Origin of the sequence: Streptomyces asoensis, assembly GCF_013085465.1 — a bacterium.
Taxonomy (GTDB): Bacteria; Actinomycetota; Actinomycetes; order Streptomycetales; family Streptomycetaceae; genus Streptomyces; species Streptomyces cacaoi_A.
This window is the reverse complement of sequence record NZ_CP049838.1, coordinates 170,556-185,030: the sequence shown is the minus strand read 5'-3', so window position 1 is coordinate 185,030 and position 14,475 is coordinate 170,556. Positions and strand designations below refer to the sequence as shown.

Annotated in this window: 11 protein-coding genes and 2 pseudogenes; 8 read left to right on the top strand and 5 right to left on the bottom strand. The window is 69.3% G+C overall.

Annotation, left to right across the window (positions count from 1 at the left end; all coding sequences use genetic code 11):
- Nucleotides 1–84: 84 nt before the first annotated feature.
- Entirely contained in the window at nt 85–489 is a 405-nt protein-coding gene (locus G9272_RS00865; RefSeq protein WP_171394719.1) for a type II toxin-antitoxin system PemK/MazF family toxin, read from the bottom strand.
- 223 nt (nt 490–712) lie between these two features.
- Here G9272_RS00865 and G9272_RS44640 point away from each other — a divergent pair.
- Nucleotides 713–1,847: pseudogene (locus G9272_RS44640) on the top strand (IS701 family transposase).
- A 35-nt stretch (nt 1,848–1,882) separates the two neighbouring features.
- On the opposite strand, the gene G9272_RS00850 reads toward G9272_RS44640, so the two are convergent.
- The gene (locus G9272_RS00850) at nt 1,883–2,932 is read right to left on the bottom strand and encodes a GDSL-type esterase/lipase family protein (protein ID WP_171394717.1); all 1,050 of its coding nucleotides are present in this window, start codon (nt 2,930–2,932) and stop codon (nt 1,883–1,885) included.
- A 494-nt stretch (nt 2,933–3,426) separates the two neighbouring features.
- On the opposite strand from G9272_RS00850, the gene G9272_RS00845 reads away from it, so the two are divergent.
- The gene (locus G9272_RS00845; protein ID WP_171394716.1) at nt 3,427–3,996 is read left to right on the top strand and encodes a hypothetical protein; all 570 of its coding nucleotides are present in this window, start codon (nt 3,427–3,429) and stop codon (nt 3,994–3,996) included.
- 351 nt (nt 3,997–4,347) lie between these two features.
- Here G9272_RS00845 and G9272_RS00840 read toward each other — a convergent pair whose 3' ends face one another.
- The gene (locus G9272_RS00840) at nt 4,348–5,178 is read right to left on the bottom strand and encodes a hypothetical protein (protein ID WP_171394715.1); all 831 of its coding nucleotides are present in this window, start codon (nt 5,176–5,178) and stop codon (nt 4,348–4,350) included.
- 919 nt (nt 5,179–6,097) lie between these two features.
- On the opposite strand from G9272_RS00840, the gene G9272_RS00835 reads away from it, so the two are divergent.
- Nucleotides 6,098–6,586, top strand: a complete 489-nt coding sequence (locus G9272_RS00835; protein WP_171394714.1) for a hypothetical protein — start codon at nt 6,098–6,100, stop codon at nt 6,584–6,586.
- 37 nt (nt 6,587–6,623) lie between these two features.
- Here G9272_RS00835 and G9272_RS00830 read toward each other — a convergent pair whose 3' ends face one another.
- Nucleotides 6,624–7,475: a LysR family transcriptional regulator gene (locus G9272_RS00830; RefSeq protein ID WP_171394713.1), complete on the bottom strand. Its 852-nt coding sequence runs from the start codon at nt 7,473–7,475 to the stop codon at nt 6,624–6,626.
- 80 nt (nt 7,476–7,555) lie between these two features.
- Between G9272_RS00830 and G9272_RS00825 the strand changes: the two are divergent.
- The 4 genes and pseudogenes from G9272_RS00825 (at nt 7,556) to G9272_RS00805 (ending at nt 13,184) form a co-directional block, all read left to right on the top strand.
- Nucleotides 7,556–8,079: pseudogene (locus G9272_RS00825) on the top strand (cupin domain-containing protein).
- Nucleotides 8,076–8,438, top strand: coding sequence for a DoxX family protein (locus tag G9272_RS00820; RefSeq protein ID WP_171394712.1), 363 nt, complete (start codon nt 8,076–8,078; stop codon nt 8,436–8,438). The pseudogene G9272_RS00825 and the gene G9272_RS00820 overlap by 4 nt, the downstream one beginning before the upstream one ends.
- A 607-nt stretch (nt 8,439–9,045) precedes the next feature.
- Nucleotides 9,046–10,413, top strand: a complete 1,368-nt coding sequence (locus G9272_RS00810; protein WP_171394711.1) for an ATP-binding protein — start codon at nt 9,046–9,048, stop codon at nt 10,411–10,413.
- Nucleotides 10,410–13,184: a hypothetical protein gene (locus G9272_RS00805; RefSeq protein WP_171394561.1), complete on the top strand. Its 2,775-nt coding sequence runs from the start codon at nt 10,410–10,412 to the stop codon at nt 13,182–13,184. Before G9272_RS00810 ends, G9272_RS00805 begins: the two co-directional genes overlap by 4 nt.
- Before the next feature lie 12 nt (nt 13,185–13,196).
- On the opposite strand, the gene G9272_RS00800 is transcribed toward G9272_RS00805, so the two are convergent.
- A complete protein-coding gene (locus G9272_RS00800; RefSeq protein ID WP_171394710.1) occupies nt 13,197–13,379 on the bottom strand; it encodes a hypothetical protein in 183 nt (60 codons plus the stop codon).
- Between the two features lie 231 nt (nt 13,380–13,610).
- Here G9272_RS00800 and G9272_RS00795 point away from each other — a divergent pair, with 231 nt between their 5' ends.
- Nucleotides 13,611–13,892, top strand: a complete 282-nt coding sequence (locus G9272_RS00795) for an alcohol dehydrogenase catalytic domain-containing protein (RefSeq protein ID WP_171394709.1) — start codon at nt 13,611–13,613, stop codon at nt 13,890–13,892.
- The last annotated feature ends 583 nt before the right edge of the window (nt 13,893–14,475 follow it).

Here is a 14,475-nt window from a genome sequence, read left to right as displayed (position 1 = left end):
ACGCTGGAGGACATGCGCTCGCATCGGCGCTGCAGTTCGCGGAAGCCTGGCCGAGACCGCCCACGCCGTCGGCTCCTTCTCCCTCTACCCGAGTTCACCGAGACGGAGGGCGTCCCTTAACGCGCTGAGCTTCGCGGTCGTCGCCGGGGTATGCTCCTGCGCTTGTTCAGCGAGTCGGAGGGCATCGTCAATCTCGCTGAGCTTCGCCGAGGACAGGACGGCCGCCCGCTCTATCAGGTCGTCCCGTGACACAGTGGTCAGCCACGTGCACGGGGTGAAGCCTGGACGCGGGAACGCGAGCCGCAGCACGCCTTCGAACGGCACTCCTTCACCGGCGCCCACCATCACTTCGATGCCCAGACCGCTGATGTCGACGCCCGCCGGAGCGACGACCTGCATCACCCGGATCCCGGACGCGTCGTCTTCCGACAGCAGTACGACCAACCTCCGCTCGTCGAACTGGACCCACCAGACTTCGCCACGTTGCACAAGTCCTCCAGACACAGGACGGCAGACAGACGCTGCGCGAGCCTGACGCGCTGTGGAGACGGGTGCGGCCACCGTTGATCATCGGTGTGTGAAGACTGAAGATCACGTGGTGGCCGCAGGTCACAGCGTAAACCCTGCCCACTGGCAGGAGGCGTTCGAGGGCCTGATGAGCCGGATAGCGGGACGGTTCACGCGGGTCTAATCCCGGCGCCGAGCCCGGAAGTTGGTACTCGGCCTGCTGCCGGACCTGCCGCGCAAGAACTGCTGGACCATCGCCGAGTGGGCCGGGGACAGAACCCCGGACGGCATGCAGCACCTGCTCGGGCGGGCCAAATGCGACGCCGACCAGGTCCGCGACGAAGTGGGTGACTACGTGGTGGAGCATCTGCACGACGACGAGGCGGTGCTGGTGGTCGACGAGACCGGCGACGTGAAGAAGGCACCGACACTGTCGGTGTCCAGCACCAGTACACCGGCACCGCCGGACGCGTCGAGAACAGCCAGGTAGCCGTTTACCTCGCCTACTCGACCCCGCGAGGGCACGCGGAGATCGACCGGGAACTCTATGTTCCGCGTTCCTGGACCTCCGACCCCGACCGCTGCCGGGCCGCCGGACTCGGTGACAAGACGGAGTTCGCGACCAAGCCAGAGCTGGCCGCCCGCATGGTCACCCGATTCCTGGACGCCGGCCACCGGGCCGCATGGGTCGCGGGAGACGAGGTCTACGGCGGCAACCCGAGGCTGCGCGCCGCGCTGGAGGAACGCGGCACCGGCTACGTCCTAGCGGTGGCCTGCTCGTACGAAGTCACCACAGGCGCCGGGAAGTTCCGCGCGGACACGGTGGCCAGGAAGGTGCCCAAGAGTGCCTGGCAGAAGCTGTCCGCAGGGGTCGGAGCCAAGGGCCACCGCTTCTACGACTGGGCCGTCATCGACCTCACCGACCCCCGGCCCGGGAGCCGGCAGTTGCTGACCGCCGCAACCGCAGCACCGGCGAACTCGCTTACTACCGCTGCTACTCGCCGGCCGCAGTGCCGCTGACCACCCTGGTGCGTGTCGCTGGACCAAGGTGGCGGGTCGAGGAGTTTTTCCAGTCCGGCAAGGGCTTGGCGGCCTTGGACGAGCACCAGGTCCGGCGCTGCTCGTCCTGGTCCCGCTGGGGCACCCTGGCCATGCTTGCGCACGCCTTCCTCGCCGTCGTCCGCGCGAACGAACACGACCGTCATCCCTCACCCGACGAGCTGATACCGCTCACCTGCAACGAGATCCAACGACCGCTCAGAGCCCGGGGCACGTGCCCCGTTGGACCCCAACGCCGCATACCAGGATGGGCGCGCACGGCACCGCCACCGTGGCGGTGATGCTTCGAGATCATCCCGCTGCCCACCGGACGGTCTCAAGACGCCGAACACGTGGCCGTCACCGAAGGCGTGCCCGCCGCAGCCGAGGTACTCGCGAGGAAGCCGAAGGTGGTGCTCGCCCCAGCCGTCATCGTGCCGTTCCACCCGGCGTTGCGCACCGTCGTCCCGGTCGGCGTGCCGTTCCAGACCTGGGTGAGCTGGCTGCCCGTCGGGAGTACGAGGGTCACCGCCCAGGAAGAGATCGCCGCCGTGGACGAGGTGTTGGTGACCGTCACCTCACCCTGGTAGCCGCCCTGCCACACTGACACCGCCCGGAAGGCCGCCGAGCAGCCACCGCTCCCGGGGTCCCCGGGGTCCCCCGGGTCACCCGGGGTGAGCAGGGCCGACAGCGCCGGGTACCAGCGGGCCGCCATCTTGGCGTCGCCGGAGGCGTTGGGGTGGACGCCGTCGTAGGTGTCGGTGGCCGTGTCGAAGCCCGTCCACTGGTCGACGACGGTTACCGGCGACTGCGCGGTGGTGATGCCATGGGCCCACGCCGGAATGCGCTGGTTGAAGGCTACTGTTCGAGCGGCGCACTCGGCGCAGCTGCTCGGATTGATCGGGATGAGCTGGGCCACCAGCACCTTCATAGCCGGGTTGCTGGCCCGCATCTGGCTGACCAGCTTGGTGTACGCGGCGAGGAGGGTGTCCGGCGCGATGCTGCTCCAGACGTCGTTGGTGCCGAAGTGCATGACAACGATGTCTGGCAGGGTCGCCGCGAGCCATCTGGGCAGCAGGTTCTGGTCGGCGGTGGCGGTGGCCTGGAAGCCCCCGTGGCCTTCGTTGTCGGCGTCGTGCGTGAGGGCGCAGCTCTGGGCGTTCAGTGTGCCGACGAAGTCGATGTCGGTGTAACCGGCGTTCTGTAGCTGGTTCCAGAGGAGGGAGCGCCAGCAGCCCGGGGAGCCGGTGATGGAGTCGCCGAGCGGCATGATCCGTACCGGGGTCGCGGCCGCGGCGGACGGGGCGCCGGCCAGGCCGAAACCGGCGGCGAAGACGAGCAGGGCGGCCAGGAAAGTGGCGAGGAGGGGGTGGCGTCTGCTGCGCACGGGTGTCCTTCCCGAAGTGGGGCGGGAGCGGGAGTGCGGTACGCACGCATGGGAGCGCTCCCATGCTGCGTATTGTCCATCAAGCCACCGTTGTCGCTGGCACGTCAATATCCCGGACAGGCCCGGACTGAGTTCGTTTCGGTGCCTTCGGGGCGAGCCCGGTCGGTGTGCAGTATGACCTCGGCGCTTCGGGGGACCCCTCGAGACCCTTTTTTCGTGCCGCACCCCGGCACTTGGAACTGTGGAAACAATGTGGCAGGCGGGCCGTCTGCGGTCGCGCAGGCAAGAGCTTGTTCCGCTCGGACCGCCGCGCCGATTTCCCACGGATTCCCGCACTCTCCGGCGCGGTCCCGCCAGCCGACTCCCACCCGATATGCCCCGCGTAATCCCTGGTGAAGAGGGTCACCGTGCCTGCTAGTCTTCGGCGTCTTGCCGCATAATCGTGCGCACACACCACACCACTCGTCGCATCAGTCCCGTGGGGGGATCCTGTCATGACCCAGTCAGCTCCGCCGCCGTCCGAGGGCAACCCGTTCGCCCAGCAGCCCGCCGTCGGAGCACCGGGCGCCCCGCAGCCCACCGACGGCAACCCCTATGCCCAGCAGCCCGGTGCCGCCCTACCGCCCCCGGCCCCGTTCGCGCCCGCGGCCGCGCCGGCCCGCAACAACCTCGCCCTGGGCCTGGTCGTCGCCGTCGTCGTAGCCCTGGTCACCGCTGGTATCTACGGCGGGATCGTCGGCGCGACCGAGTACGAGATCGGGTACGCAGCCGTCGGCGTCGGCTTCCTCATCGGCTTTGCGGCGGGCAAGATCGGTGGCACCAACCCGGTCTTGCCCGTGGTCAGCGCCGTGCTGTCGCTGGGCGCGGTCTACCTCGGCCAGCTCGTCGGCATCGCGATGATCGGAGCCGACGAGCTCGACGTCTCCGCGACCTCGCTGTTCACCGAGCACTTCGACCTGCTGACCGAGGGCTGGAGCGAGACGGCCGACGCGATGACCTTCCTGTTTCTCGCCATTGGCGCGTTCGCCGCGTTCTCCGGCGCAAAGAAGGCCGCCCAGCAGTAACGCGGATGCCGCGTGAACACGCAACCCGCGCATGAGCATGCGCAGCGCGCGAACGGGCCCGTCCACCTCACGGTGAACGGGCCCGAAAACATGAGGAGATCGCGCTGACCGCCGACAGGAAGCACCGTGCCGCGTCGGGTGAAGTCATCGCCTACCGGCTGCGCGACCAACGGCCGGTCCAAGCGGCGATGCTGTCCAGTTCCCCGGCCGACCCTTGCCGGGACGACCTGAGCTTCCCTGCGACTTCTACGGCGCGATCCTCCACCAGCACACCTGCCGCCGGACATCGCCAACGGCCTCGCGCCCCGCTCCGGCCGTCGGCGACCCCGTGACAGGCACCTGATCGACGGCTTACGGCTCCTCGGTGATGCTGGTGGCGATGCCGTCGGTGATCTTCACCGTGGCGGACAGGGTGCCCGCCTTGGCGGCCTTCTCCAGCTGGGCCTCGGTGCACTGTTCGGCGGCCTGCCCGTCGGCATCGCCGCACATCCCGCCCACACCCCAGATCTTGGTGTCCTCGGCCAGCCAGAACTGCTGCTGGGTGTCCTTCATGTCCGACACCGTGAACTTACCGGGCGCCAGGTACGAAACCGTTCCCAGCCAGGTCCCGCTCACGCCGCCGGACGAACCGCTCCCGCCGCTGCTCGAACCGCCGCTCGCGGACGAGGTCGAACCGCCCGAAGAGGAGGACGAACCGCCCGAAGCAGAGGACGAACCGCCGGTCGACGAGCCGCCGGTGGTGGAGGATGCGCCTGTGCCGGAATCGTCGGCGGGCCGTTCGGTGACGGTCACGGCTATGCCGTCCTTCAGTACCACGTCCGCCGGCACCGCGCCGGTCTTCGTGGCCTTCTCCAGCTCCGCCTCCGTGCACTGCTCGGCGGCCTGCCCGTCGGCATCGCCGCAGATCTTGCCGGCGCCCCAGATCTTCGTGTCCTCCGCCAGGGAGAACTGCTGCGTCTTACCGCCGGTCGTGACCGTGTATTTGCCCGGAGCCAGGTAGGTGACCGTGCCCTGTGTGAAGGTGCCGCTCACCCCGCCCTTGCCCGCAGCGGCCTGCGCCGTCGACGCACTGTCCGAGGAAGAGTCCTGGGCGGTGTCGCCGTTCTGGCATGCCGTCATCAACAGCGTCCCCGCCACGGCGGTAGCGGCGATCAGGACGGAACGGGCACGCAGGGAAGTCATGACGAAGCAGCCCCTTTGGAGCAGTGGAATGGGAGGTGGTGGTGAGCAGCCGTCGAGCCGCTGTGGATCAACTATGCCCCACTCAAGTCCCCACGAGATCAAGGTCAATTGACTCCCCACGCTGCTGTGCGACGCGGACACTCAACGTCGGTGAACCACAGGCCGGTTGTTACGGGAGAACCGCCGTCTCGACCGCGACGGCACAACCGGCATCAGTGCCCGGACGAGCTGCCAACCCTGCCCTCCAGTCCTGGCGAAGGTGCCCTCCCTGCTCGCCGGTACGGCGTCTGTCTGGAACCCTGGCCTTTCCGATGATCGACGCGGTGGGGTGGGGCGGCGCTGGTAACGGGTCTCTGGCGGGGCCGGGCGACGGGAAGCCCGCGAGGAGGAGCCGGCGGTGTGGGATGAGGAGTGGGGCGAGTGGCTGCGGCAGTCGCCGACGGGAACGGAACTGCTCCATGCGAATCGGGCGGCGCAGGTGGGTGAACGATCGGGCCATGTCCTGGTTCACCTGATACCGCCGACTCAACCACCACCACGAACGCCATCCATGCAAATGTCCGGCCCTACTCGGCTTCGCCGCCGCCCTCCGCTGCTGCCACGGCGGCTCACTTCAGTCGGCTGCTCTGTGCCGAGACCGACAGACGGAGATCACCGAGTCGCCGGTGGACCTGTTCACCGAACTCGTACTGTGGGCTGCTCGGTTGGAGAAGAAGTCTCGAAGCAGGCGAGGTAACTCATGCGAAGTGCACGTAAGTTCTGCATATCGGCTGCCGCCGCAGCGGCGCTGCTCACAGTCTCGGGGTGTTCTGAGGACAAGCCGGCAGCCGAGGCTTCCCCGTCTGAGCTCGCTCACTACACGGCTGCTCCCGGCTCAGCCACTCCGACGCGGAGCCCGACCACGGCCGCGACCGAGTGCGTGAAGACCAAGGGCATGAGCGTTGCGCAGCTGACCGGCTATCTGAAGGAATTGCGCAGCGGCAGCGGCGAATACCAGTCCAAGGGTTTGATCCTGGACTCCTCCGGCCTGAACTTCACTCCGGAGGCGACCCAGAGGCCGTGCGAGGCACTCACGGTGAAGCTCGCCCACTACTGGGTCGATGTCGAGAAGACGAGAGAGGCAACTGCCGTCACCCCAGCCCGCTATGAGTACCAGTACACGCTGTTCAACGCCAAAGCCTACAAAGCCGGCCCGCGGGATGGCCGAGTCCCCGACACCGCGCCGCCGGGGGGCAACGGCTGCCAGGGCACGGTTTCGGTGGTGTACCTCGGCGAAGACATTCCGCTGGGATCCCTGCCGTACGACTTGGAGCTGACCGATACGACAGCCCCCGTCCCGGTCACGGTGGACGGAGACGGGGTGCTGTCCGCGATCTACGTCTCGCCCGTCGACGTGGAGTCCTGCTGACCGCCGATCGGGCCGCACAACGGGCCGCGCAAGGCGCTCAGTTACGGTAGGCGGCGATCGCGGTCCGGAGGAACGAGCGGATCAACGGATTGGTGTCCCCCTCATTCCATGCCACCACCACCCGGCTCGGCGGCATGTCGATCAGCGGTACCACAGCGAGCCCCTCTCCCGGATCGTGGTCCAGGAGAGTCATGCCGACCGTGCCGTTCCAGAGAACGGCCTGTCGGCATTCCTGGACGGCACGCACCACTGGACCCTCGCGGGATTCCCCGCCATTCCAGTACGACTGCCAGAGGGGGTCGGTGCCCTCCGGGAAGAGGAACCAGCGGCGGTCGGCCAGGTCGGCCGGCTTCAGTCTGTCGCACCGGGCCAGCGGGTCGTCGGCGCGCAGCAGCGCGCCCACCGGGTCGGCACGCAGCTCGTGCACGACGAGGCCCCTCTCGTCGAACGGCCCGCGGGTCAGGGCGACGTCGACCAGTCCGGCGTGCAGCCCGCAGGTGGGATCGGTCAGGTCGGTCTCGCGGACGTGGACCTCGACGCGCGGGTGCCGTCGGTGGTAGGCGCGGGCCAGCCGGGTTGCGCCCGGGTCGGTGCTGTCACCCAGGATGCCGACGGTGATGGTCGCGGCGTCGGCCGCCGCGGCCACGCGTGCGCGTACCCGGTCGGCCTGGTCGAGCAGGGCGCGCGCCTCATCGAGCAGCACCGCCCCCACCGGAGTGAGCCTGACACCGGAGGAGGACCGGTCGAACAGTGCGGCGTCGACCTCGGTCTCCAACTGCTTGATCGCCCGGCTCAGCGGGGGCTGACTCATGTGCAGCCGGGCGGCGGCCCGGCCGAAGTGGAGCTCCTCGGCGACCGCCACGAAATAGCGCAGTGTGCGTAGCTCCATGGTGCGACGATACCCGTACGGTATCGAGGTCGCAGAATGGGTCTTGGACAGCCGCTGCGCCCTGGCCGTGGAATCGGCGCATGACTGACGAACCAAAGACCCGTGAGTCGACGGCCGAGCCCGCCGTATCGGTGGTCGGTCCGGGCGACGGGGAGACGATCCTCCTGGGCACCACGCGCATGCGCGTCCTCGAGGACGGCAGCAACGAGGACGGCAGCAACACGGGGCACTGCCTGGGGATCGCCGAGTCCCTCCTCGCACCGCGCACGCCCGGACCGCCGCAGCATCGTCATGCCCGGCACGACGAGGGTTTCTCCATCATCTCCGGCACCGTGCGGTTCACCGTCGGAGAGAACGACTACGACGCGACCGCGGGACGCTCGTGATGGTCCCGCCCGGAGCCCCTCACACGTTCGCCAACGTGACCGACCAGCCGGCCGTCATGCTCGGCACTTTCACGCCGGACCTGTACGTGCAGTACTTCCGGGACCTGCGGGACATGACGGCCGGCGGCCAGGCGCTGACCCCACGGGCGAATATCCGAACGATGAGCCGCTACGCCACTGAGCCCGCCACCGACTTCGCCCGTGGAAGGAAATTGTGAACGTCGCCTATGGGATCGTTGCCGGTCTGCTTGCTCTGTTCTACCTCTACGGAGGCGGGGTGAAGATGGTCCGGAGCCGTGAGCAGCTCCGGCCGATGATGGCCTGGGTGGACAGCGCGCCGATGCCGGCCGTCAGGGCCATCGGGCTCCTCGAAGTACTCGGCGCGATCGGGCTGATCCTCCCGCCACTGACCGGGATCGCGCCCTGGTTGGCCCTGGCCGCGGCCATCGGGTTCGCGATCCTTCAGGTCGGAGCGACCAGGGTTCACCTGGCCCGCGGAGACCGACAGATCGCCCTCAACCTCACGCTCCTTCTCGCAGCGGCCGTAACCATCTGGCTGGCGACGACATGGATGTGACTTCAGCAGGCCTGGCTCAACCGAACGCGATCCGTTGATTTCTGCTGGTCAGGCATGGTCTTGCTCGGGGTGAGGGAGCCACGGGCCTGGCAGGTCGCAGGTGGATCCTCCTGGAGGCAGCGGTGATGTTCAGTGCCGGCCGACGGCCCGTGGCCGTGCCGGACGCCGGCTTGTCTGCGTGACCACCGGATCACCGGATCACCGCCTCGCTGCCGGCCGACGATGTCTCGTAGTCCCGGGCGAGACGTCGGGAGTTCATCAACCTTGCGAACGTGCGTTCAGGCATATGGGCAGGGTGGGTGCCCCGGCGGAAGGGAGGTAGGGGGAGGGCGTGCCGGCAGGTTGTCGACTGTGGCGTTCCACCGTGAGTTCACGGCGTCGCTTCCTCACCAGGATCAGGGCTCCGGCGGACAAGCCGCGCCGGGCTGCGCGACACTGTCGGCCTGTGAAGGCGGGCCACCAAGGTCGGCCCGCCGACAAGCCGACGGGGAGCGGTGTGGCGGAGGAAGTCGATCCACTCGCATTGTTGTCGAGAACGCTGCGCGCCCTCGTGGTCGCGAAGTTCGGACTCCGATACCAGGTTCAGGTAGTGGCCCGCGAGGTCGGTGTGAGCCGCAATACCTTGTCCGCCGCCCTCAATGCCCGGCTGATATCCACCGGCGAGGGGTCCAAGGTCCCCGCACTGCGCACCCTGGAGGGCATCGCGGATGCCACCGGCGCCGACGTCGTGCCGCTCGAAGAACTGCGTGACGCGGCCCTGGAGCAGGCACGCCTCGCAGCCTCGGCGCCGCCCGGTTCGCCAGTGTGGTCCGAGTTCGCCGCGCCGCCGGCCGGCATTGCGGAAGATCTCCTGGTCGCTGACTTCGCGTACGGGATCCTCGAACCGCTGGCGCGAGGGTTCGTCGGCCGCAGCCGGTACATCGATGCCGTCGAGTCCGCTGTCGGGGACACCACGCTGCCCTCCGGGTACATCCTGATCACCGGTGAACCAGGCATCGGCAAGACGTCGTTGATGGCGGAGTTGGTGCGCCGTGGGAAGTGGCTCCACCACTTCAACATCGCCACCTCCGGCGCGTCCACGACCGAGGCATTCCTGCGCAACATCTGCGCCCAGCTCGTGGTCCGGTACTCCCTGGGCCACAAGTCGCTGCCTCCGCGTGCCGGGCGGGACAGCCTGTTCTTGCTGGGCCTGCTGGGCAGGGTGGCCGCCCGTCAGGACTCCCCGCTCGTCATTGTGGTGGACGCCATCGACGAGGCGGCGGACGACGGGGCGCCGGGAGCCAACCGGCTCTCCCTGCCCCGTCAGCTCCCGGACAACGTGTACGTCGTCGTCACATCCCGCGGCCGCAATGCCTACGAACTTGACGCGGACCGGATCCGGCACATTGAGATCGAGGACGACAGCGAGTTCAACCGCGCAGACCTGCTCCTCTACGTCGAGACGTTCGTCGAGGAGAACGCGGAACGCATGGCGGCCGTCCTGCGGTCCGCCGAGCGGGAGGGATACGACTTCGTGGAGCGGTTCCTGGAGCGCAGCGAGGGCAACTTCCTGTACGCCGTCCGGGTCCTGCCGGAGATCGCCCGCGGCGGGCTGCCCTGGCGGGGACACGTCGACGATCTGCCGCTGGGTCTGCGCGAGTACTACCGCCGGCACTGGGGGATGATGCGCGCGGGGGATCCGGAGCTGTTCGACGAGGTGCACCGGCCGGTGATCCAAGGCTTCGCCGTCCTGCACGAGACGACGGCCGAGACCATTGCCGAGACGTGGGACCTGCCCGTCGAGCGGGTCCGTGGGGCGGTGGAGACGTGGCGGGAATTCCTCAACCGGGCCCAGCCCGACGTCCACGGACGCTCCAGGTACCGCATTTACCACAAGTCGTTTCTCGATTTTCTCCTGACCACGGCGGGGATCGACGTGGTGGAGAACCGGTTTCTCGACTTCGTCGACGACGCCGTCGAATGGGACGACGAGTGAGCAACCAGTTCGACCGGCTCCGTACCGAACAACTGCTGAGTGCCCTCGAACTGCGTTCCGGCAGGCGCGTCGACCACGCTGTGCTGGTAAGGATGCTCCGGCAGATCACCGATGGCGGTTCGGGACCGCGAATGTCCCTGCTGGAGCGGCTGGAGCAGGACGAACACGCCTCGGCGCTGCCGACCACCCTGCGCAGCGCGCTGGCCGCGTCCCGTCCGGGGCAGGAGCGGGCCGCAGTGGGGGCCAAAGTCCGGTACGCCCTGGTCCTCGCTTCTCTGCCCGGTGCTCTCGCCGACTTCCCTTCAGGGCTGCTGCGCCGGCTGCTCGACCGCGGTGTGTGGAACGCCGAACGGGCTCGCCTGGTGGTCGCCCAGGTCGTCGAACCGCGGGTGCGCGTCCTTCGGCTGGCCGAGTTGGTCGGTAGCTTCCCGCATGACCACGAGCTCGCCGAGGATCTGTACGAGGCCGCCGCGCGATGCGCTTCGAACGACGCGGCGGACCGCCGGGCCCTCTCGGTCGCTCTGCCCCTGCTGAGTACCCAGGCGCGCGAGGAATTGGTCGAACGCATACTGCCCGGCCCTGACCGCGGGGCGGGCCGCGAGCGGCTCGCCTGTCTCCTCCGGTATGCCGCCGGTCTGGCACCGGCTCATGTGCGGGAGGCAGAGGCGCTGATCGACCGGACGGCACGGCTCAGCGAGGACGAACGGCTCACCGCCTGGGCTCTGCTGTATCCGGTGCTGGCGCCCGAGCACCGTGCCCCGGTACTTCCGCGGCTGCTCCGGGCGGCTGCACCTGACGCCTCTCCGGTGCTTGCTGCCGCCCTGCTGACGCTCCTCGATCACACCGACGGCCCTTCCCGGGAGCGGCTGTGCGATTTCGCCGCCACCCGCCACCGCGTGCCGCGCGCCGGCGGTGCGTCGGCCTTCGAACGCGCGGTGGCCTTGTGGTCGCATCGGATCGCTGTGAGCCGGTTCGTACCGGCCACACTCGCCGGCCTTCTGCTGGGGTGGAGCCTGGAATCTCCAGGACGGTACTGGTACGAACGGGCTTTCCTGCCCCTGTCCGTCACGGTCGCGGCCGGGAACAGGGTGCCTCCGCGGCAGGTGCGTGTGGCAGCGGTCGCCTGTGCCATCGCCGCGCCGGACCGTTTCCGGGACGCCTTCCCGTACGACAGCTTCCCCGAGATGGCCCACATCGAGTTGCGGCACGCGCTGTCGACAGTGCTCGGCGGACTCCCCAGGTTCGGCAGAGCGTTGGCCCGCCGGGTGATGTCCTGGGTGGCCGCGTGGCTGATCCGGCGGGAGGGGGCGCTCGACACCGAGGCTCGCGGCATCGACGTGCTGCTGCGGGCCTCGGTGGCCCGCGAGGTCCGGAACGAGGCCGAAGCACTGGACGTGCTCGCCCGCCTCGAAGCCGCCGAGGGCGATGATTCGCTGGAACACGACGTCAGACTGCGCGCGCTCTCCGACATCGCCGGGCACCTGCCGGACGAGGCTCTGGCACGGGCTGTCCGGCTCCTGGAGACGCGCGCCGACGCCTCCGCGATCTCCATGGCGATCGCCCGCTTCCTCCCCCACATGGATGCCGAGGCATGTTCTGCGTACACCGCGCTGGTACTGGACCGGGTCATGGCCACGAGCGGGGCCGATCCGGAAGCGGCGTGCCGCGTCCTGACCGTCCTTGGGGACCATCTCGACCCGGGGCAGGCGGCGTCGGCATGGAAGGCCGTCGAATCGTTCGCCCGCGACACCTGGGTGAGCGACCCCCGGCCGGACGGTCCCGAGCTGCCGCCCGTCGTGGCCGAGGCATGCGCGGCGCTGGTACCGCGGGTGCCGACCGGTCTGCTGCCCCGGGCTCGGCGGGTTCTCGACCGCTGCCGCGCCGGTGTGCCGAGGGCACGTGGTACGGCGGCACTTGCGTGTCGTGCCCCCGGACCACGGTCCACCGTGTCGGTGCTGCGGACGGCTGCGACCGTCCTGGTCGGGCCCCTGGATCCGGTGGAGACGGCGATGTGCCTGGCCGTCCTGAGACCCCTCCTGCCCGGATGGGCCGGCCGGTGGGGGGTCCGCCATGCCCTGCGCCTCCTGCGGAAGGCCGCGGACGGCACGTACGAGGACGGGCGATGTATTCCGGAAACCCTGGCCGAGCTGGTGCGCATCGACCCTGAGGTCGTACACGAGGCGATGATGGTGGCCCACACGGTGCGGGCCAGCGGCCTGCGGGCCGAGGCGGCCGTGGCCCTCCTGCCGCACCTCGGGACTGAGGAACGACAGAAGTCGCTCGACATGATCGTGCGCTCCGTGCTCGGCCGACCCGGTCTCACCGACTACGGACACCTGGTGTCGACGGCACGGCTGCTGCCCTGGGTCCGCCCGCCGCTGGAGGAGTTCGTCCAGCGGCTCGTGGACGGGGTCGACGAGCAGTGGAACGCCGCGACGCGCGCGGCCGCGTTCGCGGCGCTGGCGGAGTCGGCGCCCCTCGCGATGCGCCCGGATCTCGTTGCCCGGGGACTGACCGAGGCGGCGACCGTGAACGATCCCGACGACCGTGCCACGTGCCTCGTGCGGCTGGCCGTTGCCGTATCGGAGGTACCAAGGTATCCGGCAGGGGCCGAGTGGACGGCGCTCATGTCCGCCGGTTCCCGCCGGCCCCGCTCTGAACTCCTTGACGACATCGGAAATCTGGCACCTCTGGTCGCTGCGGCCGGTGGCCCGGCGGCGGCGACGGAGGTGTGCCGGGCGCTCGCGGACGTGAGCAGGCTGTGGCCGTGACCGGACCGCCGCTCACACGGACCGGTACAGGGCGATCAGCAACACGCCGAGCGTGAGTGTGCCGCCGAAGGCGGCACCGCCATGCAGGACCGCGGCCGGCCATTGGCTGCCGTCCAGCCGCGACAGGACTGCGGTCACCACGGCGGCCAGAAAGGCGACGAACGCGGCGATCACGACGGTCAGCGTGAGCGCCATACGTGACATCCGAACCATGGCGGGGTCTCCATCTCCTCGGGGAGACAACATGGTTGCCATGTGAGGGCTTCATTCTGCGCGGAGCGAGCGCCGTTGGGCGGACTGCGCACGGGGTCGGGAGGCGGACACCAGCGTGGCGGGGCGCGTGGTGCTGTTGTCGCAGGAGAGTTTCGGATCGTCAGGGGGATTGTGAAGGCGAACGGCGGACCGGGAGTCCTGGAGGAGATCCAGGTGCCGACCCCGCGGCCGGGCCCGGGGCAGGTGCTGATCGAGGTTGCGTACGCCGGGGTGAACTTCGCCGAGGTGCAGCATCGCCGGGGTGAGTTCGGCGATCCCGACGGTCCCGGCGGATATGACGTGCCCGGGCTCGAGGTCGTCGGCCCGGTGGCGGCGCTCGGCAGCGGGGTGACGCAACCGGTGGTCGGCGAACGGGTTGCCGCCCACCTTCCGGCGTTCGGCGGATATGCGGAGTTCGCCGTCCCCGGCACGGACTTCGTTCCGGCCGGTCGGTGAACTCCCGCTCGCGCACGCGGCCGGGGTGCCGTGCGTGTATCCGACGGCCTACGGAGTGCTGACGCAGGCGGGGCGCCTGTGCGAGGGCGAGACGGTCCTGATCCACGCGGCGGCCGGTGGAGTCGGTTCGGCCACGGCGCGGATGGCGTGAGCGTACGGCGCCGCGCGAGTCTTCGGCACGGTCGGCTCCGGAACCAAGGCACAGCTGGCCGCCGAGCTGGGCTACGACGCGCTGTTCGTCCGGGACGGACTCGACCTGTCCCAGTGGTGGCTGTGGACGGGGCGGGCGACTCGGGACACTGGCGCGGGAATTGTGCCTGGCACCTAGGCGCTCCCGGCCAGAGTCGCCCGCCGACGTCGAGTAAGGTGCGCGCGAGGAGGACTTGATGCCGAAAGAGCAGCGTGCGCCTTGGCGGGACCGGTTGTTCGTACTGGGGGCATCGCCGTGGTCATCGACCTTGGGGTCAAGGCGATCTTTGCATCCAGCATGATCCTGCGGGGCGGGGCGATTTTCGGTCTGGTCGCTGTGGCCTTCGGCGGGGGAGCCGTCGGCCGGCAGCAGGAACGGCGGAAGCCCAAGCCC

Bases quoted from the DNA above. Each gene is read 5' to 3' on its own strand.
- G9272_RS00830 (WP_171394713.1), bottom strand. From the start codon at position 7,475: ATGGAGCTACGCACACTGCGCTATTTCGTGGCGGTCGCCGAGGAGCTC.
- G9272_RS00840 (WP_171394715.1), bottom strand. From the start codon at position 5,178: ATGACTTCCCTGCGTGCCCGTTCCGTCCTGATCGCCGCTACCGCCGTG.
- G9272_RS00800 (WP_171394710.1), bottom strand. From the start codon at position 13,379: ATGGCGCTCACGCTGACCGTCGTGATCGCCGCGTTCGTCGCCTTTCTG.
- G9272_RS00845 (WP_171394716.1), top strand. From the start codon at position 3,427: ATGACCCAGTCAGCTCCGCCGCCGTCCGAGGGCAACCCGTTCGCCCAG.